This window comes from Streptomyces sp. NBC_01515, from assembly GCF_045040345.1.
In the GTDB taxonomy this organism is placed as follows: domain Bacteria; phylum Actinomycetota; class Actinomycetes; order Streptomycetales; family Streptomycetaceae; genus Streptomyces.
This window is the reverse complement of record NZ_CP109416.1, coordinates 6341164-6367312: the sequence shown is the minus strand read 5'-3', so window position 1 is coordinate 6367312 and position 26149 is coordinate 6341164. Positions and strand designations below refer to the sequence as shown.

20 protein-coding genes and 3 pseudogenes are annotated in these 26149 nt (G+C 67.3%); 3 read left to right on the top strand and 20 right to left on the bottom strand.

Annotation, left to right across the window (positions count from 1 at the left end; genetic code table 11):
• Positions 1 to 34 precede the first annotated feature (34 nt).
• On the bottom strand, positions 35 to 3733 hold the full coding sequence (locus OG407_RS28735) for a hypothetical protein (RefSeq protein WP_405862395.1): 3699 nt from the start codon (positions 3731 to 3733) through the stop codon (positions 35 to 37).
• A gap of 847 nt (positions 3734 to 4580) precedes the next feature.
• Between OG407_RS28735 and OG407_RS28730 the strand changes: the two genes are divergently transcribed.
• On the top strand, positions 4581 to 6341 hold the full coding sequence (locus OG407_RS28730; RefSeq protein ID WP_405862393.1) for a DEAD/DEAH box helicase: 1761 nt from the start codon (positions 4581 to 4583) through the stop codon (positions 6339 to 6341).
• A gap of 82 nt (positions 6342 to 6423) precedes the next feature.
• Here OG407_RS28730 and OG407_RS28725 read toward each other — a convergent pair whose 3' ends face one another.
• The 12 genes and pseudogenes from OG407_RS28725 to OG407_RS28670 all read right to left on the bottom strand — a co-directional run.
• Positions 6424 to 7467, bottom strand: coding sequence for a serine hydrolase domain-containing protein (locus OG407_RS28725; protein WP_405868651.1), 1044 nt, complete (start codon positions 7465 to 7467; stop codon positions 6424 to 6426).
• 199 nt (positions 7468 to 7666) lie between these two features.
• Positions 7667 to 8494 carry an IS21-like element helper ATPase IstB gene (gene istB / locus OG407_RS28720; RefSeq protein ID WP_405856855.1) on the bottom strand — a complete coding sequence of 276 codons (828 nt, stop codon included), beginning with the start codon at positions 8492 to 8494 and terminating at the stop codon, positions 7667 to 7669.
• Positions 8495 to 9775 carry an IS21 family transposase gene (gene istA / locus OG407_RS28715; RefSeq protein ID WP_405856857.1) on the bottom strand — a complete coding sequence of 427 codons (1281 nt, stop codon included), beginning with the start codon at positions 9773 to 9775 and terminating at the stop codon, positions 8495 to 8497.
• A 120-nt stretch (positions 9776 to 9895) separates the two neighbouring features.
• Positions 9896 to 11011 (bottom strand): glycosyltransferase family 4 protein, encoded by a 1116-nt coding sequence (locus OG407_RS28710; RefSeq protein WP_405862391.1) that lies wholly within the window; start codon positions 11009 to 11011, stop codon positions 9896 to 9898.
• Positions 11008 to 11544 (bottom strand): dCTP deaminase domain-containing protein, encoded by a 537-nt coding sequence (locus OG407_RS28705; RefSeq protein ID WP_405862389.1) that lies wholly within the window; start codon positions 11542 to 11544, stop codon positions 11008 to 11010. The genes OG407_RS28710 and OG407_RS28705 overlap by 4 nt, the downstream gene beginning before the upstream one ends.
• Positions 11541 to 11744 (bottom strand): annotated as a pseudogene (locus OG407_RS28700) (dCTP deaminase domain-containing protein); the annotation flags it as partial. The gene OG407_RS28705 and the pseudogene OG407_RS28700, both read right to left, overlap by 4 nt.
• 30 nt (positions 11745 to 11774) lie before the next feature.
• The gene (locus OG407_RS28695) at positions 11775 to 12662 is read right to left on the bottom strand and encodes an IS3 family transposase (RefSeq protein WP_329351876.1); all 888 of its coding nucleotides are present in this window, start codon (positions 12660 to 12662) and stop codon (positions 11775 to 11777) included.
• 20 nt (positions 12663 to 12682) lie between these two features.
• The gene (locus OG407_RS28690) at positions 12683 to 12955 is read right to left on the bottom strand and encodes a transposase (protein ID WP_405862386.1); all 273 of its coding nucleotides are present in this window, start codon (positions 12953 to 12955) and stop codon (positions 12683 to 12685) included.
• Between the two features lie 109 nt (positions 12956 to 13064).
• Positions 13065 to 13403 (bottom strand): annotated as a pseudogene (locus OG407_RS28685) (dCTP deaminase domain-containing protein); the annotation flags it as partial.
• Positions 13400 to 14629: a metallophosphoesterase gene (locus tag OG407_RS28680; protein WP_405862384.1), complete on the bottom strand. Its 1230-nt coding sequence runs from the start codon at positions 14627 to 14629 to the stop codon at positions 13400 to 13402. The gene OG407_RS28680 and the pseudogene OG407_RS28685, both read right to left, overlap by 4 nt.
• Positions 14626 to 15909: a UDP-N-acetylglucosamine 1-carboxyvinyltransferase gene (locus OG407_RS28675; RefSeq protein ID WP_405868649.1), complete on the bottom strand. Its 1284-nt coding sequence runs from the start codon at positions 15907 to 15909 to the stop codon at positions 14626 to 14628. Before OG407_RS28675 ends, OG407_RS28680 begins: the two co-directional genes overlap by 4 nt.
• A 42-nt stretch (positions 15910 to 15951) precedes the next feature.
• Positions 15952 to 16380: pseudogene (locus OG407_RS28670) on the bottom strand (ATP-binding protein); the annotation flags it as partial.
• Positions 16381 to 16556: 176 nt separating this feature from the next.
• On the opposite strand from OG407_RS28670, the gene OG407_RS28665 reads away from it, so the two are divergent.
• Together OG407_RS28665 and OG407_RS28660 are read left to right on the top strand one after the other, a co-directional pair.
• A complete protein-coding gene (locus OG407_RS28665; RefSeq protein ID WP_405862382.1) occupies positions 16557 to 17828 on the top strand; it encodes a helix-turn-helix domain-containing protein in 1272 nt (423 codons plus the stop codon).
• The gene (locus OG407_RS28660) at positions 17825 to 18364 is read left to right on the top strand and encodes a flavoprotein (RefSeq protein ID WP_405862380.1); all 540 of its coding nucleotides are present in this window, start codon (positions 17825 to 17827) and stop codon (positions 18362 to 18364) included. Before OG407_RS28665 ends, OG407_RS28660 begins: the two co-directional genes overlap by 4 nt.
• A 16-nt stretch (positions 18365 to 18380) precedes the next feature.
• Here the strand turns inward: OG407_RS28660 and OG407_RS28655 are convergent, their stop codons facing one another.
• The 7 genes from OG407_RS28655 to OG407_RS28625 form a co-directional block, all read right to left on the bottom strand.
• A complete protein-coding gene (locus OG407_RS28655) occupies positions 18381 to 18776 on the bottom strand; it encodes a hypothetical protein (RefSeq protein WP_405862378.1) in 396 nt (131 codons plus the stop codon).
• Positions 18777 to 18801: 25 nt separating this feature from the next.
• Positions 18802 to 20592 (bottom strand): hypothetical protein, encoded by a 1791-nt coding sequence (locus OG407_RS28650; protein ID WP_405862376.1) that lies wholly within the window; start codon positions 20590 to 20592, stop codon positions 18802 to 18804.
• Positions 20593 to 20668: 76 nt separating this feature from the next.
• Positions 20669 to 22372 carry a relaxase/mobilization nuclease domain-containing protein gene (locus OG407_RS28645; RefSeq protein WP_405862374.1) on the bottom strand — a complete coding sequence of 568 codons (1704 nt, stop codon included), beginning with the start codon at positions 22370 to 22372 and terminating at the stop codon, positions 20669 to 20671.
• A complete protein-coding gene (gene mobC, locus OG407_RS28640) occupies positions 22369 to 23013 on the bottom strand; it encodes a plasmid mobilization relaxosome protein MobC (protein WP_405862373.1) in 645 nt (214 codons plus the stop codon). The genes OG407_RS28645 and mobC overlap by 4 nt, the downstream gene beginning before the upstream one ends.
• A gap of 81 nt (positions 23014 to 23094) precedes the next feature.
• A complete protein-coding gene (locus tag OG407_RS28635) occupies positions 23095 to 23961 on the bottom strand; it encodes a DUF2637 domain-containing protein (RefSeq protein ID WP_405862371.1) in 867 nt (288 codons plus the stop codon).
• 365 nt (positions 23962 to 24326) lie between these two features.
• Positions 24327 to 25619 carry a DUF3631 domain-containing protein gene (locus OG407_RS28630; protein WP_405862369.1) on the bottom strand — a complete coding sequence of 431 codons (1293 nt, stop codon included), beginning with the start codon at positions 25617 to 25619 and terminating at the stop codon, positions 24327 to 24329.
• A gap of 233 nt (positions 25620 to 25852) precedes the next feature.
• A complete protein-coding gene (locus tag OG407_RS28625; protein WP_201054394.1) occupies positions 25853 to 26092 on the bottom strand; it encodes a hypothetical protein in 240 nt (79 codons plus the stop codon).
• Positions 26093 to 26149 lie beyond the last annotated feature (57 nt).

Below are 26149 nucleotides of genomic sequence, written 5' to 3'. Positions count from 1 at the left end.
ACGGTGGGTGTTCTCGTCGCCCGACACCAGTGCCTCAGTCATCGGCTGTGGCCAGGAGCTGTGCCGCGCGTTCGGGGGAGAGGTCCCACTGCAGGGCGACCATGATCAGGAATTCCATCTCCTGGAAGTCGTCGGTCGGTTGGCCAGTGGCGCCTTCAGCAATGGCGACGGCGAGATTCGGTACGCCCGGGTCTCGGACCGCTGTGCCCGTGTCGATTTCGCTCTGCACCCGGAGAGCCAGGGAGCCGAGGAAGTCCACGATCTCTCTGATGACCGGGTCTCCTGGACGGAGTTCCGTGATGACGCGATGTGCCTCCTGGCATCGCGTCGCGGCTTCGTCGGCGACGCTCTGGTGCAGTGGAGCGATATCCCGCAAGGTCGCCAGGTGCGCCAGACCAGAGAGGCATTGAAGAGCCTGATGGGCGTCGATGACCGCATTGGTGAGCGGGGTCGGGTGGGCCTCAGGGAGGGCTGCACTCCAGGTGTCGAAGAGGTCGACTCCCAGCCACAACGTGGTCTGGAGCTGTCGGGTCAGGAGGCGGACCGGTCTGCCGTCGACGAGTGGCATGAGGAGGACGGGTCCCCGGTAGCCCTGCGACACATAATCGTGGCACATCAAGGCGCTCAGTTCGTCCACCGCCGCTGACCATCCGATGACGTCATCGAGGTACACGCCCACCGCCGACTCAACAGCTGGCCATTCCATCGCGTTCGGATCGGCGGGAGGGCGGGTGAAGAGCTGAACGGAGAGTCCCGCGGCCTCGGCGTCGGCTTGGAGCTGTTGCTGTGCGGCGGGCGCTCGGGCGTCAGCGGCGGTGCGGGCAACGTCCGCCGCACGGGCAAGAGCGAGGCCGGACGGCCCTGATCGTGCCGCAGTCCTGATGGCCTGTAGGCCGAGGGTGCCCCACGTAAGCTCCGCGAGAACGGCATGAAGGTCGGTGAGAGCCTTCGCCAACTGGTCCAGGACAACTGGCGGTTCCTGGTCGACTAGGTGCCATTGCTCCTCGTCCCGTACGGCCAACGCGCTTTTCCTCAGCGTGTCTCGGGCATACCCGGCGAGTGATCGGTACTCCTCGGGACGGACGATCCTTCCCGTCAGGTTGTCCGCGATTCCGCTTGCGAGCAGTTGCAAGTGGTCCGTCCTGCCACCCGGGACCGCATCGTCGGCAGGCAACGAGGACAGGTTGATACCGTCAGTGGGCAGTGTCAGCGCCGTGGCTTGCGTGTGCAGTAGAGCCTGCATCGTCTGAAGCCTGGCAGCGTCCCGGGAGTGGCTGCGTCCGGTGAGCCAGACTCGGGTCAAATCAATCAAGTACTTGTACAACTCGGGGAGCAGGGCGCTTGCCGCAGCGGTCCTGCTGGTCCGGTCGGTGGTGCCGGCCAGCGTGGTGGCGATCAGGCTCTGCGCGCGAGTCCATGCCACCTGGGTCGGTGAGCGATCGTACTGACGCTCCAGACTGCTGATCCCAGCTGTGAAGTCACCGAAGTTCTGGGGGATGCCGCCGGGCAGAAGGCTCTGAACGTCCACGCTCTCGCAGTGAGGGAGGCAGCGCAGCAGGATCCGCCCGAAGGCCCGGATCGCTTGTTCCGCCTCCGGCTGAGCCCGATCAGACACGTGCAGAAGACGGGCGTACGCAACCTGTCGACCTTCCCGCTCTACGACGGCTACCTCGTACAACCACGGAAAGTGGGCTCTCAGTCTCGTCAGAACAGCCTCCTCTCCGCCCACGAGTTCCAGCAGGCCGTTCGCCAGATCCAACGACACGACTCGCGCCGCTGTGAGAAGGTCCCCCAGCAACTCGATCGATGAACCGGTCAGCAGTCGGCCGAACGGAGAATCCGCGAGCGCCGGAGCCCAGATCGTAAGATCCAGGTCTGCCCCTGTCAGGACGGCCAGGACCCTCTGTGCCTCGGCCGGTTCCGCGCCCTGTGCGAGAAGGTGGGCCAACTGGGCCGTCCCGAGCCGTTCCACCAGGGTGTCGCGCAGCGGCGAGCTCAGCGGAAGGTACGCGCGGATCTCGGCTGTGGCCGCCGCGATCTCGGGTTGCAGGTCGGGCAGTGGATCCCCGTCGAGCAGCGCGAACTGCAGAAGGGTTCGACGGTGTGCGAGCGCTACCTGATGCCGGTCGAGGATCTGCTTCCAGTCGGTGGCGCAACGAGTGAAATCGACCAGCCGGAGCGCCTGGAGGACACCGGTGACCGCAGCTGTTCCGTGCCTTTGCCCAACTTCAACGACAATCTGGTCCAGTACGACGGAATCGAGGTCGGGGCAGTCCGTGAGGACGCCGGCCACGAACGGCTGGAGTTGTTCGTCCGTCAGCATCCGCATGACCGCGATGACGGTCTCGTCGAGTACGGGTGGCGGCACCGCGTGTACGGCATCCGCCAATCTGCCCGAGCGCAGTTGGTGGAGCCCGGACAGATGCCCGAGACGCTCGTGAACGAGGTGCTCGTGGACCAGACGCGAGAGCGCGGTGCGGAGTTCAACGTCGTCAATGCCGAGTTGTCGCTGGAGCGCCCGTACTGGCAGATCGGTGCCCCATCGATGGGCCACCGAGATCCTGGCCAGAATGTCGAGTTCTGTCTGTCGTCCTTCGACTACCCGCCGGTCGACCTGCTCCAACAGAACGTCCGAGAGCCGCCTTCCTTTGGTGAGGAGGTGAGTGAACTCCAGAGTCAGACCGTCGGCTGCCTCGTATGCCTCCCGCCAGTGCGGTGCCGTCGTGGCGCCGGACGCGGTCAGCCCGGTGTGGATCTCCTTCGCGACGTCCTCGTCAAGTGTCACCGCGATCTGCGTACACCTGGCCCGGCTCCGCAGGGGCAGCAAGTCCTCACTGCGGACAGAACCCAACAGCAGCACTCCGGGAATCGGGGCGAGTTCTCGCTGAAGGGCGTCCCAAGCCTCGGCCGAGCCGATCCCGATGCCGTCCACCACGAATCCAACCGGCGAGCGTGTCGAGGGTTTCAACGCTCTTGCCAGCCGCACCAATGCGGCGATGTCCCCATCTCGGAGACGCCTGATCCGATACCAGAGCACATGCCTGGTCACGTAGGCGGCCGTCCACATGACAGTCGACTTGCCCACTCCTGACGGGCCGACAATGAGGATGCTCTCTTCGCGGTCGATCGCAGTCACCACCTGGCCGGTGAGAGCCTGCCTGGGTGCGGGCAGGCCGGCTGCGATGTGGCCGGGCTGCACATCGATGCCTTCGTAGAAGCCGGTTGGCAGAAGCGGTCGGTCGAAATCCACCGGCTCGCAGGCACCTGACGACAGGGCTTCTTCCAGTGACTCGCGATCGATGGTTTCCACGACCTCCTGAGCGATGCGCTGGATGCTCGTTCGCGTGAGCCCGGTCGCCTCACTCAGATTTGCCTCTGCGTTGGCATCCGCTTGGCCTGCCACTTCGTCGCGCAGGGCCAGCACAACAGGTTGAGCGGCAGCAGGAAGCAGCCCGAAGCGCTGTACCACCGCGGCCCGGGTTTCCTCTGCCGCGGCGCCCCATGGCAGCACGTACAGGCCGACCCCCTCGCACCAGGCGTCGATCTCGTCCCTGTTCAGACCGGCGTGCGCAGCCTTCGTGGCGAACTCCCGCAGCACGGGATGGCCTGTTGGGAGAACGCTCAACGGACGATCCCAGTGGGTGAACAGCTCTCCCGCCACTGGCCGTTCGAGAACGAGGATCGCGCGATCGGTCACTCCCGCCGCTGCCCGCTCGGCGTGCGCCTTCGCCATGGCGACGAGGTGCCCAGCGACATCGGCAGCGGTGAAATCACCGACCCGTTCCTGACGTGATTTTACTTGGACATGCCAGGAGATCGGGCCCTCGCAAGAGAGGTCTTCAAACCCCTCCGGGACAATGCGATCAATGGCGAGCCGACCGGACAGAACCCGGCCGCACAGCCATGCTCCGACGGCATCCTGGTAGTGGAACCCACGACCGGCTCGTGCCCCCGAACGCGTCTTCGTCCACAGGGATTCAGCGGGTCCACTGACCGGATCGCCTCGTCGCACCGGTACGGCGGGCCTCCCTCGCCGTCCTTTGTTCCTACTGGCCATCCAGGAAGCATGGCAGTTCGGTCGGACAGGCGAGGCGACTTGTCCAGACGGCTCCGCTGCGACACCGCGGAAGCGGAGAATTTCAGGCAGGCGCATCAAGAGCGGTACCAGCGTCTCCGGTGGCGTAGCGCTACTACGGCGCGGAAGCCAGGAGGAGCCACTGGCATCCCAACCCTTCCAGTCACTGAAGGGCGGTGTGAGCGGATGCGATTGCTCGGTATCCGCGGCTTGGCCTCTCCACGACCGCGAGACGCGGTGATGCCAGAAAGTCGAGTGCGCTCGTCACCTCGTTAGCGTCCACGCGTTCCCTACACCGTGCCGGCGCATCGTCTGACTCACGCGCCCCGCTAGTGCTGTCGTACCCCCCACCTGCATCCCCGCCAAACGGGTTCTCGTCATCAGCACGATGCAATGCTTAGACCTCCACGGCACTGCTGCGGTGGCCCCGTCGTTATCCGGCAACCAACCCTGCTCGCAGCCTCCACAGTGATCCTTGCCGTGTTGGTAACCCTGGCTTGCCGTGATGCCCTTTCAGCAGCAGAGGCACGGACACCACGGAAGGTTCAGGCATATGCGTTTGCGGCAATGGCAAGATGACGGACTACGGCGGTTCTTGGGGGTGAGCCGAGACTTTCTGGTAGTGGCCACTCCAGGGGCAGGCAAGACCGCGTTTGCCCTGCTCGCGGCGCAGGCCATGATGGATCGGGGTGAGATTGGTTGGATTACCGTCGTTGTTCCAACCGATCACTTGAAAGGGCAGTGGGCTAAAGCCGCCGCCCGCCAGGGAATTAAACTCAATCCCGCCTTCACCAACGCGAAGAAGAGAACAGCACCGGACTACGACGGCGTGGTTACGACCTACCAGTCTGTCGCAGCCGATCCAGGTGTCTGGAATGGAATGTCCAGCCAGCCGAGTCGTCCATGCCTGGTCATTCTGGACGAGGTGCACCATGCTGGAGACTCTGAACACCTAGCTTGGGGTCCGGCACTTTTTACGGCATTCAGTGGCGTGCACCGGCGACTCATGTTGTCCGGCACTCCCTTCCGAACTGACGCAAAACCCATCCCATTTCTGCGCTATGACGAGGAGCGACGTGTAATTCCTGATATCAACTATGACTATGGTATGGCTCTGCAGGACCAAGAAGTGGTTCGCCCGGTGGTCTTTCCGGCCTTGGACGGTGAAGCCAGGTGGCGTCTCGCGTCCGAACATGCAGTGTCGAGGAAGCTCTCCGAGACTGATCCCAGGACTATCTCTCATGCCCTGTCTGCAGCGCTTGACCCCGGCAAGGATTGGATTCCGTCGGTTCTGCGTCGGGCCAACGATGAGCTGTCACTGATTCGGCAAGACACCCCTGACATTGGCGGTCTGGTTCTGGCGAGTAATCGTCAGCATGCCCGCGCGTATGCCGAGATCCTCCAGGAAATTACCGGCGAATCAGCCACAGTCGTTATCTCGGATGCCCGCAGTGCATCCAAAAGAATTTTCGAGTTCGCATCCAACTCCTCCCGCTGGATCGTTGCAGTGCAGATGGTTGCTGAGGGTGTCGATATCCCGCGATTGGGCGTGATCGTGTACGCGACCCGCACTCGAACAGAGCTGTTCTTCCGTCAGGTCGTCGGCCGGTGCATCCGTCGACGTGGTGATGACGATGAGCTATGCGCACGTGTATTCATTCCCACAATCCAGCCGCTTCTTGACCCGGCCGCACGGATTGAACTGACTGTGCAACACGTGCTACGCGATGAGGAGGACAGGGTTAGAACTCGCCAGGCCGTAGGAGAATCTGCGGCTGCCAGCGAAAATCTGCCTCCTGTATTGCCGCGCCGACTTGAGGTGATTGGCTCTTCACAGTCCGTGCATCCGTACACCATCAATAGTGGTGAGGCATTTGGTGAAGGAATCCTTCTGAACGCGCGGCGTCTAGGCCGGGAAGCCGGGCTTCCTGCCAGTGCTGAACCTTCTGCCATCGTCCGTCTCATGCGTTTGGCAGGTAACCAAATCGGCGATGGTAGGCCCTGGCCTGTTGTTAAGGAGCAAACGCTCGCCGAACGCAAGAAAGAGCTGAGGGCTGTGGTGAACCGTAAAGTTGGACACCTGGCCGTCCTGACTCGGCAGCCTCACCGGAATATTCACCTTCGTCTGCATAGCGAATTCAGGGAGGGCAACATTGAGCAGGCAACGGTGGACACGCTTAACGAGCGGCTGATTCTCCTTGACGGCTGGATCGACGAAGCAAAGTCGCCAGGTGGTCAGCAAGGAGAAATCTGGCCTTCAACCTAAGCACCTTCGGAGGAATATGCTGCTGAGCTTGGACTTGACTTGTCGTAGCTGCTGACAGGGTCCGATCCTTGCAGCACATCGTTTAAGCGAAGGCGAGTGAGCGGAATGTGTTGCGGATCTCGGTGAGAGGCTGCCGGTCGCGGGTGTAGTAGAGCTTGTTGGTCAGCAGTGCGGCCCAGCGCCCCTGGGCGGGTGAGATCCACATGCCGGTTCCGGTGAAGCCGTAGTGCACCCAGACATCCTGGGTCGGCTCGGTACCGGGAGCCGGGTGCCAGAACAGGCCACGTACGGGCTCCAGTTCACCGGTTTGAATCGTCAGCGACTCAGTCACCCAGGCCAACCCGAAGTCGGCCTGCTCAGATGCGGAAGTGCCGCCCAGCATGTACTGCAGGAAAGCGGCGAGGTCGTCGAGGACGGTGAAGGCGCCGGCGATGCCGCACACGCCGCCCAGGAGTCGTGCGGAGAAGTCGTGGGCGACGCCCTTGAGGTGAGTGCCGGTGTCCTCGTCGAGTTCTGTTGGTGCGCACCGCGCGGCGATCTCCGAGGGCAGCGGCCCGAACCGGGTGGTGTTCATACCGAGCGGCTGCCAGATCCGCTCCGTGGCGAGTTGGTCAAGGCGCTGGCCCGAGAGATGTTCGGCGAGGTAGCCGAGGATGAGGGCGGCACGGTCGGTGTACTCGACGGCCTCTCCGGGCTGGCGGTGCAGTGCTTCCCTCAGTACGCCGTCGCGGATGTCCTGCGGGTCGGTGCCGTAGAGGTTTTTGAGCTGGGCCCGCAGGGGAACGCCGGCCGTGTGAGTCAGCAACTGGCGGGCGGTTACCGATCCGAGCGCGTGGCCTTCGACCTCGGGCCAGATGGTGCCCAGGGGAGAATCGAGGTCGAGCTTGCCTTCTTCCCAGAGGGAGCCGATGGAGGACCACACGGCGAGGATCTTGGTGAGGCTGGCAGCGTCGAAGACGGTGTCGGGCCGCATCGGCACGTCCGGTTGCTCGGGGTCGAGGACCCCTGTGGTGCCGTGCACATGAGTTCCGGCGGCGTCTCCGACGGCCCATACAGCGCCGGGGTAGACCTTGTCGCGGACGCCTTCGCTCAGGAGCTGTTCGATGCGGTCGGTGCGGTACGTCATGGTCTCCCTGTTCGCAGTGGGCATCCCGTCGGTCAGCGTAGTGACGCGGGTGGGACGAGTGGAGGAACGGCGTGCTGAGCTGCCCTCATGGCAGGCCGGTTATCTTCTGTGCCGAACGGCCCGGTTGTCGGCGGCGGTTGAACGCGGACCCACTCTGGTCGGTTGAATCGTGACCCGTGTGGCTTGTGGTTGGTGGTGTTCAGTCGGTTTCTGTTGTGGCGGTGGGGACGCGTCCGAGTTGCCGTCCGCGCATCCGGTAGGAATCGCCTTTGAGGGAATGGACCTCGGCGTGGTGGACGAGGCGGTCGATCATGGCGGCGGCCACGGTCTCGTCGCCGAAGACCTCTCCCCAGCGTCCGAAGGGCTTGTTGCTCGTGACGATCACGGACGCGCGTTCGTATCGGTTCGAGATGAGCTGGAAGAACAGGTTCGCGGCCTCGGATTCGAAGGGGATGTAGCCGACCTCGTCGACGACGATCAGCGGATAGCGGGACAGTTTGGTGAGCTCGGCCTGGAGGTGTCCGGCGTGGTGGGCGGCGGCCAGGCGGTCGACCCATTCGGCGGCGGTGGCGAACGCGACCCGGTGGCCGGCCTGGCAGGCGCGGACCGCGAGTCCGATCGCCAGGTGTGTCTTCCCGGTCCCGGGCGGTCCCAGAAAAACGGCGTTCTCCTTGCCGGTGATGAAGTCCAACGTGCCCAGATGCGCGAGCTGTTGGCGCGTTATGCCGCGCAGATGGGTGACGTCGAGTTCCTCGATCGTCTTGATCGCGGGGAAACGGGCGCCGCGGATGCGGGCCTCGCCGCCGTGGCTCTCACGGGCGGCGACTTCGCGCTGCAGGCAGGCGACCAGGAACTCGGCGTGGGTCCAGGATTCGGTGCGGGCCCGCTCGGCGAGGCGCTCGGCGGCGTCCAGCAGGGCCGGGGCCTTCATCGCGCGGGAGTAGAAGGCCAGGTCGGACGCGGTCTGCTCGCCGGTCCGGCCGCTGCCCGTCTTCGTAGTGACCGGTTTGATGGCGGTGCGGGCCATTCAGGACACCCCGTCCCCGGTCTCGTCGCGGCCGGCGTCGCCCTCGATGAGGGTGAACACCCGGTCGTAGTCGGTCAGTTCGCGTTGCTCGACGTCGACCAGGCGGTCGGCGGCGGCCGTGGCGCGGAGTCGGGCCGCCTGGGCCGCGGTGTGGTGGCGGTACTCACCGCGCAGGGCAGCGGCGGTGCGGGCGTGATCGGGATCGGTGATGGTCTGGTGCTTGGCCCAGCAGCGGGCATGGCGGGCCACGACGGCCCCGCCGGGAGTGAGGATGGCGATGACCTCCTCGATGCTGGTGGTGACCTGGACTTTCTTGCCGATCGCCAGGGGGTGCACGGAGTAGTCGCAGGTGTCGACGCGGATGTAGTGGTCGCGTCCGATGCGGGTGAAGAAGCGCGACCAGCGGGGCGGATCGACGGGCGGGAGGGCGAGCATGCCGGCCCGGTCGGCCTCCCACCGCTCGATGGGACGGGTGTCCAGGGTGCGGTGGATGCGCCGGTTGGCGACGTGCAGCCACTGTTCGAGCTGGGTGTTGAAGTCGCCGGGTCCGCTGAAGGTGCGGCCGGGCAGAAAGCTCGTCTCGAGGTAGCCATTGGCCCTCTCGACCAGCCCCTTCGCTTCTGGATCACGGGGCCGGCAGAGGAAGATCTTGACCGCGAGGAGTCCGGCGAAGGCGGCGAAGTCGACGGTGACCCTGCCCTGGCCGATACCGGCCTCGTTGTCCCAGACCAGCATTTTCGGCACCGCATTCCAGCCGGTCAGCAGCTGCCAGTGACCGTCGATCAGATCGCCTGTCATCCGGCTCGGCAGCATCCGTGCAGCGATGATCCTCGAGTAGCCCGAGACCATCACCAGCACCGGTGGCCGCCCGGACTGGCCATAGCCGAGCGGGATGTCCACCGGCGGGAACCACAGGTCGCACTGAGCCAGTTCGCCGGGCTGATACGTCGTGCGCGAGACCGGATCCACAGGGAGGTAGGCGGGCCGCAGCTCGCGGACGCGGTCCTTGAGAATCGTCATCCCGCGGTCCCAGCCGATCCGCTCCGCGATCACCGTCGCCGGCATCGTCGGGGTCTGTTTCAGCAGCTCACGGATCTGCGGTTCGACCGCGTCGACCGCCGAGCCCTTCAGCGGCCGGGAGTACACCGGCGGCCGGTCCGTGGCCAGCGCCCGTTTCACCGTGTTCTTCGAGATGCCCAGATGCCTTGCGATCGCCCTGATCGGCATCTCCTCGGCCCGGTGCAGCCTGCGGATCTCTGCCCAGTCCTCCACTTGGATCACCCTCTCCTCCCGATCTCCAATCAAGATCAGGTTGGTATGGATGCCACGAAGTGAGTCAGTTTTGATCCGCCGTCAGAGGGTCACCGTTCAGACGACGCCGACACCGGTTTCTGAACCTCCTCAGGAGAGTTGGTGGCCGAGGTCGGTGAGGGCTTGCGCGGTAGCCGAGAGCGGGTATCGGGTGGCGTTCACGTAGCCCGCCTGCCGCAGCGCGGAGAGCAGACCGGGAGAGGTTCGAAGCCGATCCAGATCGCGGGCGAGGGCGGCCGACTTGGTGAAATCGGTGGCTACGCCAGTCGCGGCGAGGGCCTCGCTCAGGCCCGGTACAGGTTGGTAGAGGACTGGCAGTCCACAGGCTTGGGCCTCCAGCGCGACCAAGCCCATGGCCTCCAGGGTGGTGGACGGCATGACCAGTACGTCGTGCTCGGCGAACGCCTTCCACAGTTGTGGACGGCGTAGCCACCCGAGGTAGTGGGCCCTCACGCCGGCCTGTTGCAACAGCGGGGCCAAGGCGTGGAATTGGGCCCGGGGCGCGGCGATGCTCAGCTCGACACCTGGCACAGGGGCCAGGCTCCTGATCAGGGCCGCCACGCCCTTCTCGGCGGTCAGCCGTCCTGCGTACAGCAGTCGTAGGTGGCTGGTGGAAGCGCGGGTTGGTCGGGTCGGTGGAGCGGTGAGCAGGTGGTCGGGGATGCCCCAGGGGATGTGGGTGATCTTCCTGCGGTCGATCTGCGGGGCGAGCTTGAGCAATCGGTCGGCCATTGCCACCGTCGGCACGACGATCGCGTCTGCGGCTCTCGCGGTCTCGCGCAGGACGCGGAGTTGATCGCGGTGGGCCTCGGCGAAGATCAGGTCGGTGCCGTGGACCAGGGCGATGCGGGGATGCAAGGGCAGGGCTCTGATCAGGGCTGGGGTAGCGCCGAAGGTCAGGTGCTGGAGGTGCAGTACGTCGATCTGGGTTGGGTCGATCGCGGCAGTGAGGGCCCTGCGTAGAGCTGTGACGTAGCTGCCGAAGGCCGGGCCTTCCAGGCACTTGCCGGCCACGGGCAGCAGGTCGAGCCCAGCGGGGAGAAGGCGCCTCGCGTTGGACGGGCCGAGCATGAACGCGCGTGCGGGGATCAGAGGGCGGTCGCCGGTGTAGAGGTCGAGGAAGAGTTCGACGCTGCCGCCCGGGCTTCCGGCGGGCAGGTCCAGCAGGGTGGCGGCCAGCGGCCCGGCGGCTGGGCGGGGACTCACAGGACTCCTCCGGGGATCTCCTCGTAGAGGCGGGAGATGTCGATGCCGTCCGTATCCGCGTACTTGGAAAGCTGCTGCTGGTAGCTGGTCGGCGTGCCGAAGGCGGTGAGGAAGACGAGCTTGCCGAAGGTCATCCCCGGATAGACCCGGACGGGCTTGGCGGCGCGGATCTCCAACGTCCAGCGAATGGCGTGGCCTTGATGGCCGAGCGGGGCGGAGACATGGACCCAGATGCCGAGGGTGCCGATGGTCCGATCGCCGTTGAGCATCTGCGCGTACGTCTCCGAACCGGTCTTCTCCAGCGTGACACCGAGGTAAAGCACCTCCGGCTTGAGCACCAAGCCCGTTGCGGGGATGACCTGTTCGACGAACGCGGTGGGGGCGGCGGCGTCCAGTTCACCGGCGCAGACGCGAAGAGTGTCGCCGAGCCGCCAGTCGTAGGCGTTCGGGGAGAGACGGGCGGGATCGTACGGCTCGATCGTGATCTCGCCAGCCTGAAGGGCGGCTCTGATCGCGGGGCGGGTCAGGATCACGAGGCGACCGCCTTCACCGGAGCGACGTCCCGCCAGTACCTCGACGGCTGCGGACCTGTGGCGGCCTGGTACTTGCCTTGGTAGGGGTCGATTTCACCGGTGGAGACGAAGAACATGATCTGCGCGATCTTCATGCCGGCGTACACCCGTAGCGGACGGACTGGCGAGAGCATCAGCGTCCACTGGCCGTGGAAGCCGATGTGTCAATCCCCTCGCGCCGTGGAGATCTTTCAAGCGGCCAACTCCACGGTGGGGTCGGCCTGATGGTCTCGTTCGTAGGCGATCGGGCTCCGGTATCCGCACACGCTGTGTAGCCGACGGGTGTTGTAGAAGCCTGTGATCCAGGTGGCGATCTTCAGCCGCGCATCGGTGCGGGTGGTGAAGGTGCGCCGGTGGACGTACTCGACCTTGAGCACACTGTTGAACGCCTCGCTGACGGCATTGTCGAAACACGAGCCGACACGGCCCATGGACTGGGTCACGCCGAGCCGGCGGCAGGCGTGCCTGAAGCGCCGGGACTGGTATTCGCTGCCGCGGTCCGAGTGGAAGATCACGCCCCTGACGTCGCCGCCGCGGGTGGCCGCGGCCATATGCAGGGAGGCGACGACCAGCTCCGCGTCGTGGCGCTCGCCCATCGCGTAGCCGAGCAGACGGCGCGAGAACAGATCGATCACGGTGGCCAGGTACAGCTTGCCCTCGCTGGTGACGATCTCCGTCATATCCCCAGCCCACACCTGGTCGGGAGCGGTGGCGCTGAAGTCGCGGCGAACGAAGTCCGGGAACGCGGGCCGCTTGCCCGGCCTGGTCAGCCCCCGGCGCCTTCGGATCTTGCGTCCGGCCAGATCGAGTTCGGCCATGAGCTTGGCGACGGTGTTCACCGACACCCTCCAGCCCTGGCGCACAAGCGTGATCCAGACCTTCGGGGAACCATACGTGCCGCCCGACTCATCGAAGATCTGCCGGATAGCGTCGGCCAGCTTCCCGCGCCGCACCTCGCGAGCGGTGACGGGCTGGTTGCGCCACTTGTAGAACCAGGACTCGCTCACACCCAGCGCACGGCACGTCAGGGTGTGCGGAATGTCCTGCTCGGCCTTGCAGTCGCTGATCACCCCGGCCACCTGGGCCGGGTCCGCCGCAGCTACTTCACCCACAAGGCCATGCAGCGTTTGAAGACATCACGTTCCATCTCCAGCTCGCGTATCCGCTTGTTCTTCTCGCTCATCTCCCGCCGCAGCTGCTCCAGCTCGGCGCGCTCGGTTTCCCGCAACCGGCCACCAGAGGCAGCGGGCGCGGGCCGGTCGGAGGAGGCCGAGCCGTTGCGCCGCCACCGCGACACCCAGCTGTGCAGCGTGCCGGAGTGCACGCCGAGCTCCTCGGCGACCTCCGGGATCGGCCTGCCCGTCTCGATCACAATGCGTACAGCACCCTCACGGAACTCAGGTGTGTACGTCCGTTGCTTGGACCCCATGAACCTCAACTTCCCCTGCATTCACGGACTCCACGCTACGAGGGGAGGGACAGATGTCGCCGATGGGTGCGGTGATTTCGACGAAGAGGCCGAGCCTGCCGACCGAGGAGCGGCCGAACAGCAGCGGCACGAAGGAGTTGGAGCCGACCTGTTCGAGGGTGTGCCCGAGGTACAACTCGCCGGGCTGGAGCACGTATCCGTCCGTCCCGATCTCCATCTCACGCGTGAGGTTGGGACGGTGGGAGTCGATCACGGTGTCGGCGTAGGTCAGCAGGGTGGGGCCGAGGCGGACGTTGTAGCTGTTGGGGTTGACCTGCTCCAGCTCGAAGGGGTCGATGGTCAGGCGACCGTCGCGGGCAGCGGCGGTGATCTCGGGGCCGGTGAGGATCACTGCTCGCCTCCCCCGGTGGCGCCGCCGGGCAAGGTGGTGGCCAGGACGCGGCGTACTGCTTGGCTGAGCCGGAGCCCGGCTTGATGTGTTCGGCCGCCCAGATGGCTGTCGGCGAGGTAGCCCGTCGTCAGCACGCTGCTCATCGCCGACGGAAGAGGCGTGGGAGCGATGACCAACGGGCCCACGCATTCAGCGAGTTGCGTGAGCAGCTTGTCGTGGTCCTGGGCGTGCTCGTCAGGAAGGACGGCGTGGACGAGTTGGTTGTCGAAGGGCTCGATGGCCAACAGGTCGCCGAGGGTGAGCACTTCGCCGAGCGGTACGGAACGGAGCGCGGTCTCGTTGAGGATCACCGCGTCTGCGCCGAGGCCGGAGTGGAGTCGACCGGCGATCTCTCGCAGCAGACGGCTGCGGTCCAACTCCCCATTGCGGTAGGGCTCGTTCACGGTTCCGAGCGGACTCGCCAGCTTCCGGCTGAAGAGGGAGATCTTCTCCCGCACCGTGGCGAGGTCTTCGGGAACTGCGGTGGCGTTCGGAAAGGTGCATGTGCGGGCGGCCCAGCCGCTGCCGACCGGTTCTGCGGTGGCGTAGCCGACGCCGAGTTCGCGTCCCTTGACGACCAAGGTGTCGCCGATGCGCACCGGGCCGTAGGTGTCACTGTGGCAGTGGCCGGCGAAGATGACGTCCGCGAACGGGCAGGCGGCGGCCAGCTTCAGGTCCTCCTCGAAGCCGGAGTGGGACAACACGATCCAGGCGTCGGCTCGGTAGTGGTTCTCCAGCATCACCTCGCGCAGGGCGTGAGCGGGGTTGGTGACGTGATGGCCGTTGCGGTCGCGGGTGGGGATCGTGTTGAACGCCTGGGGGCCGATCACCGCGGTGATGGCGACCCGTTTGCCGCCGATCCGCTTGATGCGTACACGGTCGAAGAGCGGTTTGCCGTTGGTGTCGGAGGCGTTGGCGCACACGGTCATCTCGTGCAGCCCTGGTTCGAAGTAGTGCGGCCAGCCGTGATTTCCGGGCGCGAGCAGGTCGTACAGGCTGGTGAGGATCTCGCGCTCGATCTGGCCCTTGCCGAAGCGGTAGTAGCCGCTCCCTTCGAAGAAGTCGCCGCAGTCCACGATCAGGCTCTCGGCCCTGGCGGTGTGGAGGTGGGTGAGCATCGGCGTGGCCGCGTCGAAGGCGGAGTGGACGTCGGTCGTAGCGATGATCTTCCGTAAGCGTCGGCTCATGGGGTGACCTCGCAGATGTCGGCGCCGAGGGCGTGGAGCTTGGTGGGCAGGTCGGCGTGTCCGCGCCGGAGTTGGTCGAGGCCGCCCAGCGTGGTGACACCGCGTGCGGTGAGGCCGGCGATGAGCAGGGCGGAGCCCGTGCGGATGTCGGTGGCCTCCACTCCGGTCCCGGTCAACTGCTGCGGACCGGTGAGACGGCACTTGGTGGGTGACAGGTCGTGGATCTCGGCGCCGAGGCGGGCGAATTGGGGCAGCAGGTTGCCGTGGCGGCCGGGGTTGATGGTGTCGGAGAAAAGGTGGGTGCCGGGGCGGGTGAGGGCCAAGGCCATCAGGGGCGGTTCGAAGTCGGCGTCCAGGCCGCCGGGGGCGAGGGAGGCGACGGCTCGTAGCGGCCGGCTGGTGGGGCGGGTGTCTTGGGCATGGATGGTCAGTACGTCGTCCTCGGTGCTCGCGGGCACACCGAGCTGTCGCAGCGCGCTGACCAGGGGAACGACGTCATCGCCGCGTACGCCGCAGATACGCGCCTCGCCGCCCGTCACTGCGACGGCACAGGCCAGGGTGCCTGCCTCGATCTTGTCGCCGGGCACCTTCCACGCGATGGTCTCCGTGGGGGCGGACGGGGGCGGCGCGAGCGAAAGAAGAGACTCGCCGGCCCGGCACTGCCATCCGGCCAGCCGTAGCGCCTCTACGACGCTGAGGACTTCCGGCGAGAGGTTGGGCCCGCCCAGCCGCAGTGGCCGTCCGGCCACGACCGCGCGCAGGACCGCGGCGATGGTCGCACCTCGGGAGCGGAAGGGCAGCGTGATCGAGACCGTTCCGGTCCGTGCGGCGGCTGCTTCCGCGAGGTAGCCCCGGTCGTCGACGGTCGTACGGTCGCCGAAGCGCTCGTAGACCGCGAAGTGCTGTTCCATGCCGCGCTCCCCGATCCGGCACCCGCCTGGCCAGGGGAGTCGGGCACGTCCGTAGGCGCCGAGCAGTGCTGGTACGAGGTAGTACGAGGCTCGGATGCGTGCGGCGGTCTCGGAGTCGGGGCCCAGTTGCGGCCTGTCGCTGGGCAGGATGACCGCAGTGTGGGGATCGGTGACGGGGCGTGCCGTGTGCCAGCCGCACTGCTGGAGCAGGGTGAGCATCGTTTCGACGTCGGTGTTCGCCGGGACGTTGCCCAGGTGTACCGGGCGGTGCAGGGCCGCGGCGGCGGCCAGGAGGGGCAGGGCTGCGTTCTTGGACCCGTCGACTGTCACGGAACCGGCGAGAGAGGTGCCGGGCCGGATGGCGACCACTTCGGCGGCGACTGGGGGAATCCTTACGGCTGTCAACCGCCAACTCCTTTCCAGGGGAAGGCATCGTGAGGGCTGGTCCGGGCCGCTGACCTTGAACTCCGCCCAGCACCGCTTGCCGGACGGCAGTGGTTCGATCCCGTGGCGGTCCGCGAGGGCGGCGACGATGAACAGGCCGCGTCCGCCTTCCTCTTCCGTGTCCGGCAGTCCGACCTGTGGGGCCTTGGAGCTGGCATCGGTCACCTCGATCAGCAGGCGTTCGTCGTTCAGTCGGGCGCCGGCCGAGATGGGGCCGTGGCCCGCGTGCCGTACCGCGTTGGCGAGCAACTCTGCGGCGACCAACTCCGCTGTTTCCAGGAGTTCCTGATCGAGGGAGGCGTCCCAGGCCCTTATCCCGATGGCGAGTTGCCGGCGCGCGGAGCTGGCGGCAGCAGGTGTGCCGTGAACGGGGAAATGGATCTGATGCGCTTCCATGAGCGGCCTCCTGGATCGGTGTGGCAACTCCACGCAACCGCTTCGGAGGCAGGCGGGGCCACGCCGTGTGCCGGCGCCGCATGACTTATGCAGGAGCTGCATCGCGGTCAATTGCCGCTCGGTTACGCTCGGTTGAGCAGGCAGGATCGGCGACGGCAGAAGGGGCCGTGGCACAGATGGCCGAGGCACAGAGTGAAGCGAGACGGATCGGCGAAGTGATCCGTCAGGCCCGCGTGTTACAGCGGCGTTCGCAGACGGAGGTTGCCGCCGCCCTGGGGTACCACCAGTCGAAGGTGAGCCGTCTGGAGAGCGGCAGGGGCACCGAGGACGTGCGCACGCTGCGCGAGATCGCGCAGGTGCTGGACATTCCGCTGGACCGTCTCGGTCTCGCCGCCTCCTCCGACACCAGCCCCGCCGACCCCGGAACAGAGGACATGCACCGCCGTACCTTCCTGGCCGCGAGCGTCGCAGCTCTCGCGGCTCCGCCGTCGTCCACCGCAGCACATTTCGACCTGGTACAGGTCCTGCTGCCAAGCACGAGCCCTGCTGCCACCGGGCAAGCCCTGGACATCGACGAGCTACGGGACCGGACACGGGACGTACGCCGGATGTTCTGTACGTGCGACTACACGGATCTGGAACGAACGCTGCCGGGTCTCATCACCGACCTGCGCCATGCCGCCGGCGGCTCGTCCGGCTCGGCGGAGGCGTCCGGGTTGCTCGCCACCGCGTACCAGACGTCGGTGAGTCTGCTGCTGAAGCGAGCCGATCAGGGCAACGCCTGGCTCGCGGCCGGCCGGGCCATGGCCGAGGCGGAGCGATCCGGGGATCCCATCGTCCTCGCCGCCAGTGTCCGCGTTCACGCCCACGTCCTCGTGCGCGAGAAGCACACCGCCCAGGCCGTGAACATGGTCCGCCACACTGCCGACCAGCTCACCGGTTCCTACGACCAGCGCTCGCCCCGGTATCTGGCGGCGGTCGGCCTGTTGTTGCTGCGCGGGGCGACCGCAGCCAGCAGAAACGGCGATCGCGCCACCACCCAGGACTTCCTCACCGAGGCCAAGGAGGTCGCGCGCTACGTCTCGTTCGACCGGCCCGACGCCTGGGCGAACTTCAGCCCCACCAACGTGGCTCTGCACGAGATCAGCGCGGCCGTCTCCTTCGGCGACGCCGGCATCGCGCTCGAAACCGCGCGGCCCCTCATGCGGCGCCACATTCCCGTCCCCGAGCGCCGGGCCGCGCTCTGGGTGGAGACCGCCCGCGCCTACAGTCAGCAGGGCAGACTCGCCGACGGCTACCAGGCCCTGCGCATCGCCGAGAGCTGTGCGGCCCAGGACATCCGCCGCCCGGCCGTACGCGAACTGGTCGCCGACATGGCAGCCCGCGACCGGCGCCGGGCACTGCCCGAGCTGCACCACTTCAGCCGCCAACTGGGAGTGCCCGCGTGAGTGATCAGCCCGACAAGCCGTTCCTCCAGATCGTCGTCTGCGCGGCCGGAGTCGCCACCGACGTCGGCAAGCTGATCACTGCGGCACAGGAACGGCACTGGGATGTCGGTGTCGTCGCCACCCCGCAGGGGCTCGGCTTTCTCGACGTGGAAGCGGTCGAGGCGCAGACCGGTCTCCCCATCCGCTCGGCCTGGCGGACTCCGGACCAACCGCGCCCCACCCGCCCCGCGGACGCGATCGCGGTCGCCCCGGCCAGCTTCAACACCGTCAACAAATGGGCCGCCGGGATCTCCGACAACCTCGCGCTCGGCATCCTGTGCGAAGCACCCGCCATGGGCGTACCAGTCGCCGTGCTGCCGTACCTCAACTCCGCCCAGGCCGCCCACCCCGCGTACCGCCAAAGCCTGGAACGGCTGCGCGAGATGGGCATCCTGATCGGGTCGTACGAGCCTCATCGGCCGAAGGCCGGCGGCGGCGCGGACCGCTTCCGCTGGGAGGAAGTCTTGGACCTGCTGGAGTCCCGGCTCGCTCGGTAGCCGCAGCCAGGGGCCGTCAGGATCCAGGCAGTAGTGCCATGACGGTGGATTGGACGAGTTGGGCTGCGGCCAGGAGGTTGGGGAATCCGCCGCAGCGCTCGACGAGGTTCTGGAGCATGTAGCGCAGGGTGCCGGGGTCTCGTTCGGGTTCGTCCAGGCGCGGGGTGATCATGGCTAGGTCGCGCAGGGCGGCGTCCACCTCGGGGTACTGGCCGCGTAGTTCTTCCAGGCGCCGTCGGAGGTCTTCGATGCTCTCGCGGGCCTTGTCCACGGCTTCGTTGGTGATGTTGTTGGTCTGGCTGACGTTCTGCGAGAACGCAGCGGCTTGGGCGGGCCCGGTCATGTTGCCGGTGTTGATGATGCCGAAGTTGGGTCCGTTGGGGGCCGGGTCGGGCTGGCGGCGAATGGCCATGTGAGGCTCCTGGTGAGGGCGCGGGTCAGTTCTTCTGGGAGGGGTTCTGGGAGAACGGGGCAGCCTGTGCGGGGCCGATCATGGTGCCGCCGTTCATGACGCCGAAGTTGTAGATCGCAGTGGCCTGTTGCTGGTAGGCGGCGATGTCGACGTTGTGGTCGCGCAGGAAGATCTCGGTGGAGTCGAAGACGCGGCGCTGCATCATCTGCACGTAGTAACGAGCGTCGTCATTGGTGTGCATGTCCTCGATCCAGCGCACGCTGTAGACCTCGCGGAGGCTGACCGGCCCGCTGCCCGTGTCCAGCTCGGGGCGTTCGCGGGCCGTGCGGCGTATGAGCCGGTCGAGGCCGATGTAGATGTCGCCGAGAGCGTTGAACGCGGTGCGGCCTAGCCATCTCAGGCTCCGCGGGTCGGCGGGCTTGAGACCGGCGACCTTCGGGTTGAGCGGGGCCATGATGTGCGGCCGGACGGTGACGCGCAGAAAGCCGCCCTGGTAAGCGAGGTGAACCAGGACGGCGGCGATGAGTTCGCCGTTCCAGGCGGTGACCCGGGCCCAGATATAGCGGCGGGCGATCTCCTCAACGGGCTTGTCGCCAATGTTGTCTTCGGCGAGGGCGTGCAGGGTGCGCCAGGCGTCGTCGCCGATCTGATCCCAGCGCTTGTAGTGGATGCCGGCGATGCCGATGACCTCCATGCGCGGGATGGGGTGATCGCGGTGATGGGCGGGTGCCGGGTCGTCCAGTCGGCGCGCGACATGCGTGTGCAACTGGGCCACGGTGAAGTGCTTCAGCGGTTTGCGGGCCACTGGCTTGTTGTGCTGAGACAGGGCATCCAGAACGGCCTTTGCCACCTCGGCCATGTCGGGTTGACCCGGGCGTTGTGCTGGCGAAGCGAGTCCCGAAGGCAGTCCGGTGTCGTCGTCTCCCGCATCCTGGTTCTCGGGGGCCGGTTCGACGTCGATGCCGATGACCGCAGGCGGCCATGCCTGAAGACCCGCTCCGAGAAAGCGGTCCCGATCGCCGCTGTCGCGGCGCTCGCGGAGATACGGCAGAGCGTGCGCCTGAACGGCTGTCGGAGCCGCATGCAACTCACCAGCCAACAAGGCGTTGAGGCGCGTCTGTGCCAGGTAGCGCTCGACCAGGTACACGCCCCACACCCCGACGACCAGGGTGAGGGCGGCCCACCCCACCGTCAGACTGCCGGCGATGGCCTGCCAGACAACAACCGCGACCACCGCAGCGACGGACCATCGCCGTTTCCGCATATGGCGTATGGCGCGGTCCGAGGCTTCCACCACGGGCTCCTGGTGGAAGCCGTACACCGGCACCGGCCGCTTCGACTTCTTGATCCTCCGCCGAACCCAGACCGCGTAATCCTCACCCACCACGACCGACGGCGGTGCCGGCTCGGAGGAACCCGGGGCCTTCTCCGCCTCCTTGGGAGGAAAGAGCCACCGCAGCCGCTTCTTTACGGCTGCTTTCAACTCCTTCCACAGCCGGGCCAGTTCGGCGCGTAACACGGCCAGCCAGTCCGTACGGGCGAAGGCCGCAGCACTCAACCGGCGGGTGATCCCCTCGGTATAGACCCCGTGCTTGATCACTCCCCGCGCATCAGTCGCCGTGCCCAACGGCACCGCCGGTGCCGAAAAGACAGACTGATGCTCCCCGTAGGACAAGTCCCCCACCCCCGTGTCTCCGATGCCCCACCGCGACACCTGAATACGGCGGACGCAGAGGGGCATCGTCCTCGCGCATGGCAAGCGCTGCCATAGCGCAAACCCGCACAAGCGGCACACTGAGGCATTCACATCGAACAATGACCGAAAGGCGCCTCCGTGTTGTGGGGTTACCGACGGCACAGACGGCGTTCCGCCGGAACCCGGTCGCCGAGCGTCACCGAGAGCGCGGCCGTGCTTGTGCTGGCTGTTGCAGGGCTGGGGCGGCTGCTGTCATCGGAGCCGAAGCGCCGGTGTGCTGTGCGGTAGCGCTGCGGGCCTGTGCTGCTCGGGCTCGTGGGCTGGGTGCCGACCGTGCGCTGAGGCGTTGGATGCGCCACGTCAGGACCCGTGCAAGGGAGTCGGCGTCGTCCAGGGCGCGCTGGTCGGCGGCCTGTTGGAGGAGCTGCTGCGGATCGTGGCCTGCTGCCTCGGCCTCGGCGAGGGCGGCGGTGAGGGCGCCGAAGGCGCGGTCTTCGACGACATGCTCGGCATGGTCCGGCACAGCTTGGCGCAGGTGGTAGATGTGCCGGTCCACAGTCTGCTGCGGTGGTCGGCGTTGGGCGAGGGCAGCCAGCGGTACGGCGGCTGCTTGGTCGTAGGCGGCCTGGAGGTGGACCAGGGTCTGGTGGGCGGCGGCGACCTGCTGGTCGTGGTGGCGGAGTTGGTGCCAGCGGGCAGCGGCGATGATGACGAGGATCGCGGCGTCGAGGAACATCGCCAGGGCGGCGCCGTCCTTTGGGGCAGGCTCTCGGAGCATCGCGCGTACGGCGCCGCGCAGGGCGCGGGCGTGGTGGTGATCGGCGCGGATGCGGGAGCGGGTGGCGCGTTCGAACGCGGTGGCCGCTTCTCGGAGTTGGTGGCGCACAGTTTGGGGTGTGACGAGGGGAAGGACGTCGAGAGCTTCACCGAAGGCGGCGAGGTGACCTTGGGAGGCTTCGTCGTCGGGTTGGTCGAAGTGGTGGGGTATGCGTTCGGCTGCGGCGGTGGCCTGGTGCCAGGGGTTGGGCCTGCGCCTGTCCGACTGGACGGTGGGCTGCGGCCCTATGCTCACCAGCCGCTCTTGGATCTTGGGGAGGGACAGGTCCGGGGCGAGTTTGGAGCCGGAGTACCAGATGGGACCCTGGGCGTCATCCGCGACGGCCACCTTGTATCCGCGTACGTCGCCTGAGGGGAAGTGCACGATCTCGACGAGTACGCCGTCGATGTGGCTGAGCAGGTCGACGAACTCCTCGATGGTGGAGGCGGCGGCCACGGCGGTGCGGACGGTGGTGCGCAGGCGTTCGCGGGCGGTCGTGTCGTGGCCGGCGCGGCGGGCCTTCTCCTGTTCGGCGCGAGTGGGGCGCTTGGCGGCGGTGCGGTCTCCGCGGAGGACCTGGAAGAGGCCGTACTCCTTCTCGATCGCGGCGAGTTCACGGTCGGCGGTGAGGTAGTCGTTCCAGTGGCGGGCCGTACGCAGGTCGGCGCGGACCTTGGTGGCGGCGATGTGGATGTGGTCCGGCGCGTGGCGGACGGCGACCCAACGGCAGCCATCCGGATCGCCCTCGGGTGCGATGCCAGTGGCCGCGACGACGCGGCGGGCGATGTCGGCCCACTCCTCGTCGCTGAGATGGCGGTCGCTCTCGGCGGCCCGGATCGAGCAGTGCCACGTGTGCTTCTCGGAGGCGCGGCCCAGCCGTCGGGCCTGCTTGACGTGCAGGTCGAGGTCGGCCACGAGGAGCCTCTTGGCAGCGCGGAAGTCGTCCGTGCGGCCGGGGTCGGGAGCGAAGCCGTCCCAGGAGGCGACCAGGTGGGGGTCGGTGTGGTCCTTGGCCTTCTTCGTGTCGAACAGGTACCGGATCAGGCCCGCGGTGTCCGTGCCGCCGCTGATCTTCGCGATCATCGGGCGGACCTTTTGGCGACCGCTTGGTTCGCGGCGGACGCGATGTGGCCGACGGTGGCACTTACTGCGTCCAAGGCGGGTTCGACCTGGGCCAGCATGGCATTGTCCCCAGGGTGTGGATGGCCGCCGGAGTTGAGCTTCTTGGTGATCTGGTTGATGTTGTGGCCGATCCAAGCGACCTCGCGGCGCAGGGCGGTCAGTTCGTCGATGTAGTCGTCGAGGGGCGTGCGCTGGCCGGGGAGGGCGAGGTCGCCGTGGAGGTGGGCCATGACGACGGCGCCGACGTAGTGGGCGCCGGCGATGTTCAGGGACCGGGCCTTGGCGAGGATCGCGGTCTTTTCGTCGGTGCTGTAGCGCACGTCGACGCGCTCTTTGCGCTGGACGGGTTCGCGCTGACGGCGGCGGGTGACTCGGTGCAGTGCGGCGGCATCGGCTGCTCGCGGCAGCGGAAGGGCGAGGCTCTCGACGAGCTTGTCCTCCTCGGGCACCCCCTGGTGCCCGAGCCCCTCCGCCACTCCTGGGGCGGAGGCACCCTCGTTGGACCGGCCCTTGGACGGTCCAACGGGATACCTTGCTGGCTGGGTTGCGGTGGTGGTCATCTCCCGTTGGGTAGTGGGGAGTTCGTAGCCCGGGTCGTGCATGAGGGGGTTCTCCGTGGTGCGTTCGTGGGGCGGGAAGCGGTCGTCTCAGAAGGTGCGGGCAGATGCCCTGTCGCCTTCGGCCTACCGCTGCGAGACGGCCTCGTCGAGTTCGGTCTGCAAGGCGTCTTTGACCTTTTCCGCGTCAGCCCTGCCGATGGACAGGCCCTTGTCTCGTATCGCCGCCTCGATGTGGCGGCGCGAAGCGCGGCCTCCTCGTCCGAGTGGCGCGTTGCGGGCGATGGTGAGGAGTTCCTCGGAGACCGTGCTGGACTCTTGGTCTTCGGGCTCGTCCGAAGGATGCGGGAGCTCCGGCAGATTGGCGGCAGCCCGCGCCACCTCGGTGTGCCAGTCCGCCACTTCGAGAGCGGCTGGCTGCGGCTGACCGGAATCGTCTTCCGTAAGGCGGGCGATCTGGGTGCTGTTGTGGCTGCGGTCGGCGGTGTTGTGGCGTTGAGTGGCGTCGGCGGGCTCGGCAACAAGCTGGTGGATCTGCCGCATCAGGACACCGAAGGCCAGCAGCGCGGCGGTCGGGGGGACCGCGGCGACCACGTAGTCGAGCAGGGGCACAGCACCCGTACCACCCGTGCCGTTGACGCCCGCCACGTTGAGCGCGATGGAGCCGACCGATCCGGTGGCGGTGAGGGCGATGGCCCACCCGTCGGTCGCTTGGCGCAAACCAGCGCGGAGCATGAGCAGTTCGCCCGTGATGATGAACGCGTCCAGGGTCGCGGGCCAGGCCCACTGTCGGACCGGGGAGTTCCTGAGCCCGTGCTGTCCGGCTACCTCGGCGAGATGCGCGTACGAGAGCCAGAACCCGCCGGCCGTGAGGGCCACGATGACCACCCCTGCTGCGATGAGCGTGAATCGCTCGGCGGCCTGCTGGGTCGTGGTCGGCCGTCCTTGGTCGAGGTGGTCGTCTGGGTTGCTGGCGGTGGAGAGGTTCGTCAAGCGGGGTGCTCCTGGGCGTTGGCGTGGTCCGTCTTTGCCGTCTTGGCCGTTGCAAGCGCAGGTCAGGGCAGGTACGGCACGGGGTTCGGTCTGCCGTCCCGGCCGATGCCGGAGGCGTTCTCCGGCATCGGCCGGGACGGCTTAGTGGTGGTGTGCCGTCCCAACGGCTGGCGCCCTGACCTGCGGCGATACGGCAGGGACGTGCGGGACGGCACAAGACGGATCGGGACGTGGTCCCGGCCCCGCAACGCGGCCTTCATGATCGCGTTGCCGTCTTGCCCCCGGTTTCCGTCTTGGCTGCATGCCGTTTGACCTGCGGGATCACGGCAGGGACGGCAGGGACGGCCACCCGGGGGATGCGGGCCTCAGCCCGAGGCGGAGGCGCTAGGCCCGGCGTCCACCGGGTGGACGGTGGGGCAGTAGCGCCGCCAGGCGTCGAGGAACTTGTTGCGCATGTAGCCCTTGCGCTGGGTCCCGTCGGCGAGGCGGACGTTGCCTGGCTTGATGGCGTACGGGCTGAGCATCCGTGCCAGAACGCGGGAGTCCAGCCCGCTGCGCCCCCACTCCGCCCACGGAGCCTCGGCGTCCTTGCGCAGGTGGTACAGCAACTCGTCCGTGGAGAGGCTGTCCGCCTCGCGCTGGGCGACGAAGACCCGGCGGATGTCGGCGAGGATCCGCGCGCCACCGGGTCGCTCCTCCTCCGCCTCGACCTCTGTGGCCACCATCCGGGCACACGCCGTACGGGCGCGACGGGGCCAGGACCCGGCGGCCAGGTCGGCGACGATGACCAAGGGCTCCCAGGTGTCGGCCGCCCGGTCTTCCACCGGCATGACCGGCTCCAGCTCCGCCGCCTCGTCCAGCAACGGCCTGGCCCAGGCAGCGATACGGTCCCGCAGTTCATGCAGAGCCGGGATGTCGCGGCGGGAGCGGAAGGGCTTGACCTTCTCGCCCTCGGCCCGGCGCCGCATCCGGATCACGATGGCCCGGTCCATGATCGTGTCGGGCAGGTCGCCGATGCCCGCGATGGCCGCCATCGCGAAGGTCGCGAAGCGGTGCGGGGTGTGGTCGTTGCCCACGACCCGGGTGACGTACCGGTTGCGCTGATGGCCGGCGTTGAGCAGGCCGCGCATCTCCTCGTTCTTCTCGGCCACCTTCGGGGTGCCGAAGATGGTGTCGGCCTCGTCCACCAGGAGCGTGGGCGGGTTCTCCTCGGTGATCGACCGGAAGATGGCCGCCGGTGTGGTGTTGATGGTGAGCATCGGCTCGTGGACCGTCTCGGTCAGCACGTCCAGCAGCCGCGACTTGCCGCACCGCTTCGCCGGACCCACCACCGCCAGACGCGGCGCGTGCTGCCACGCGGGCTGGAGATGTGTCGCCGCCACCCACAGCGTGACCGCGTCCAGTGCCTCCTGCGAGGGCAGGATCACGAACTTCGCTATCTGCGCACGCAGTTCGTCCAGCAGCACCGAGCCTGGCGTCGGCTCCGGATCCGGCACCGTCTCCTCGGCGGGCTGATCCGCCGAGGTGGCGTCAGGCGCACCGTCGTTGGCGGTCGGCGGGGCTTCGCCGGTGTGGTGGCCGAGCTGGCCAGGGATGGTGACGGGCGGCCACGAGGGCTTGTCGGAGTCGGAATAGGGCTCGGCTCCCGCATGTTCCACGGGGCAGCTCCTTTTCTGGCGGTGGCGGGCGGGTGCGCCCTGGCCGCCGGGTTGGTTCTTCACGGGCCGGTTGGGGTTGCTCGGGCCTCCTGCGTTGCACCGCCGGGGGCCCATCCCCGTCTCGCGGGCACCAGGCCACCGCGAGGGAACACGGACCGTACGTCCACACCCGGCAACAGTCCAGCGTTTCTGTGTCAGCTCAGCGCAGAACGGTTTGCTACGGTGCCGTGCCATCACGCCGCCAAGCCCAGCAGATCGAGCAGATCCGCAGTCACGACCCGGTAGGCGTTGCCCAGCCGCAGCACCTTGCACGGGTACTCGCCCCGCTTCGCCAGCTCGTACCCCTTGCTCCGCCCGAGCCCGAGAGCGCGGTTGCCTGTGTCCAGGTCAACGGACACGGGGAGGGCGAGAAGCTCCTCCCGGCTCATCCCCTTCGAGTCCTTCATCCGTCCGGCCGTCGCGTCTTCGCGCATGCAGTGCGCCCCCTTTCGGTACAGCCCTCGGCGAACGTGGCCTTCACGTCCGGCTCC

Coding starts and splice junctions, on each gene's coding strand:
- OG407_RS28735 (WP_405862395.1), bottom strand. CDS start 3,733: ATGGCGAAGGCGCACGCCGAGCGGGCAGCGGCGGGAGTGACCGATCGC.
- OG407_RS28730 (WP_405862393.1), top strand. CDS start 4,581: ATGCCCTTTCAGCAGCAGAGGCACGGACACCACGGAAGGTTCAGGCAT.
- OG407_RS28725 (WP_405868651.1), bottom strand. CDS start 7,467: ATGACGTACCGCACCGACCGCATCGAACAGCTCCTGAGCGAAGGCGTC.
- istB (WP_405856855.1), bottom strand. CDS start 8,494: ATGGCCCGCACCGCCATCAAACCGGTCACTACGAAGACGGGCAGCGGC.
- OG407_RS28680 (WP_405862384.1), bottom strand. CDS start 14,629: ATGAGCCGACGCTTACGGAAGATCATCGCTACGACCGACGTCCACTCC.
- OG407_RS28665 (WP_405862382.1), top strand. CDS start 16,557: ATGGCCGAGGCACAGAGTGAAGCGAGACGGATCGGCGAAGTGATCCGT.
- OG407_RS28655 (WP_405862378.1), bottom strand. CDS start 18,776: ATGGCCATTCGCCGCCAGCCCGACCCGGCCCCCAACGGACCCAACTTC.
- OG407_RS28645 (WP_405862374.1), bottom strand. CDS start 22,372: ATGATCGCGAAGATCAGCGGCGGCACGGACACCGCGGGCCTGATCCGG.
- mobC (WP_405862373.1), bottom strand. CDS start 23,013: ATGCACGACCCGGGCTACGAACTCCCCACTACCCAACGGGAGATGACC.
- OG407_RS28625 (WP_201054394.1), bottom strand. CDS start 26,092: ATGCGCGAAGACGCGACGGCCGGACGGATGAAGGACTCGAAGGGGATG.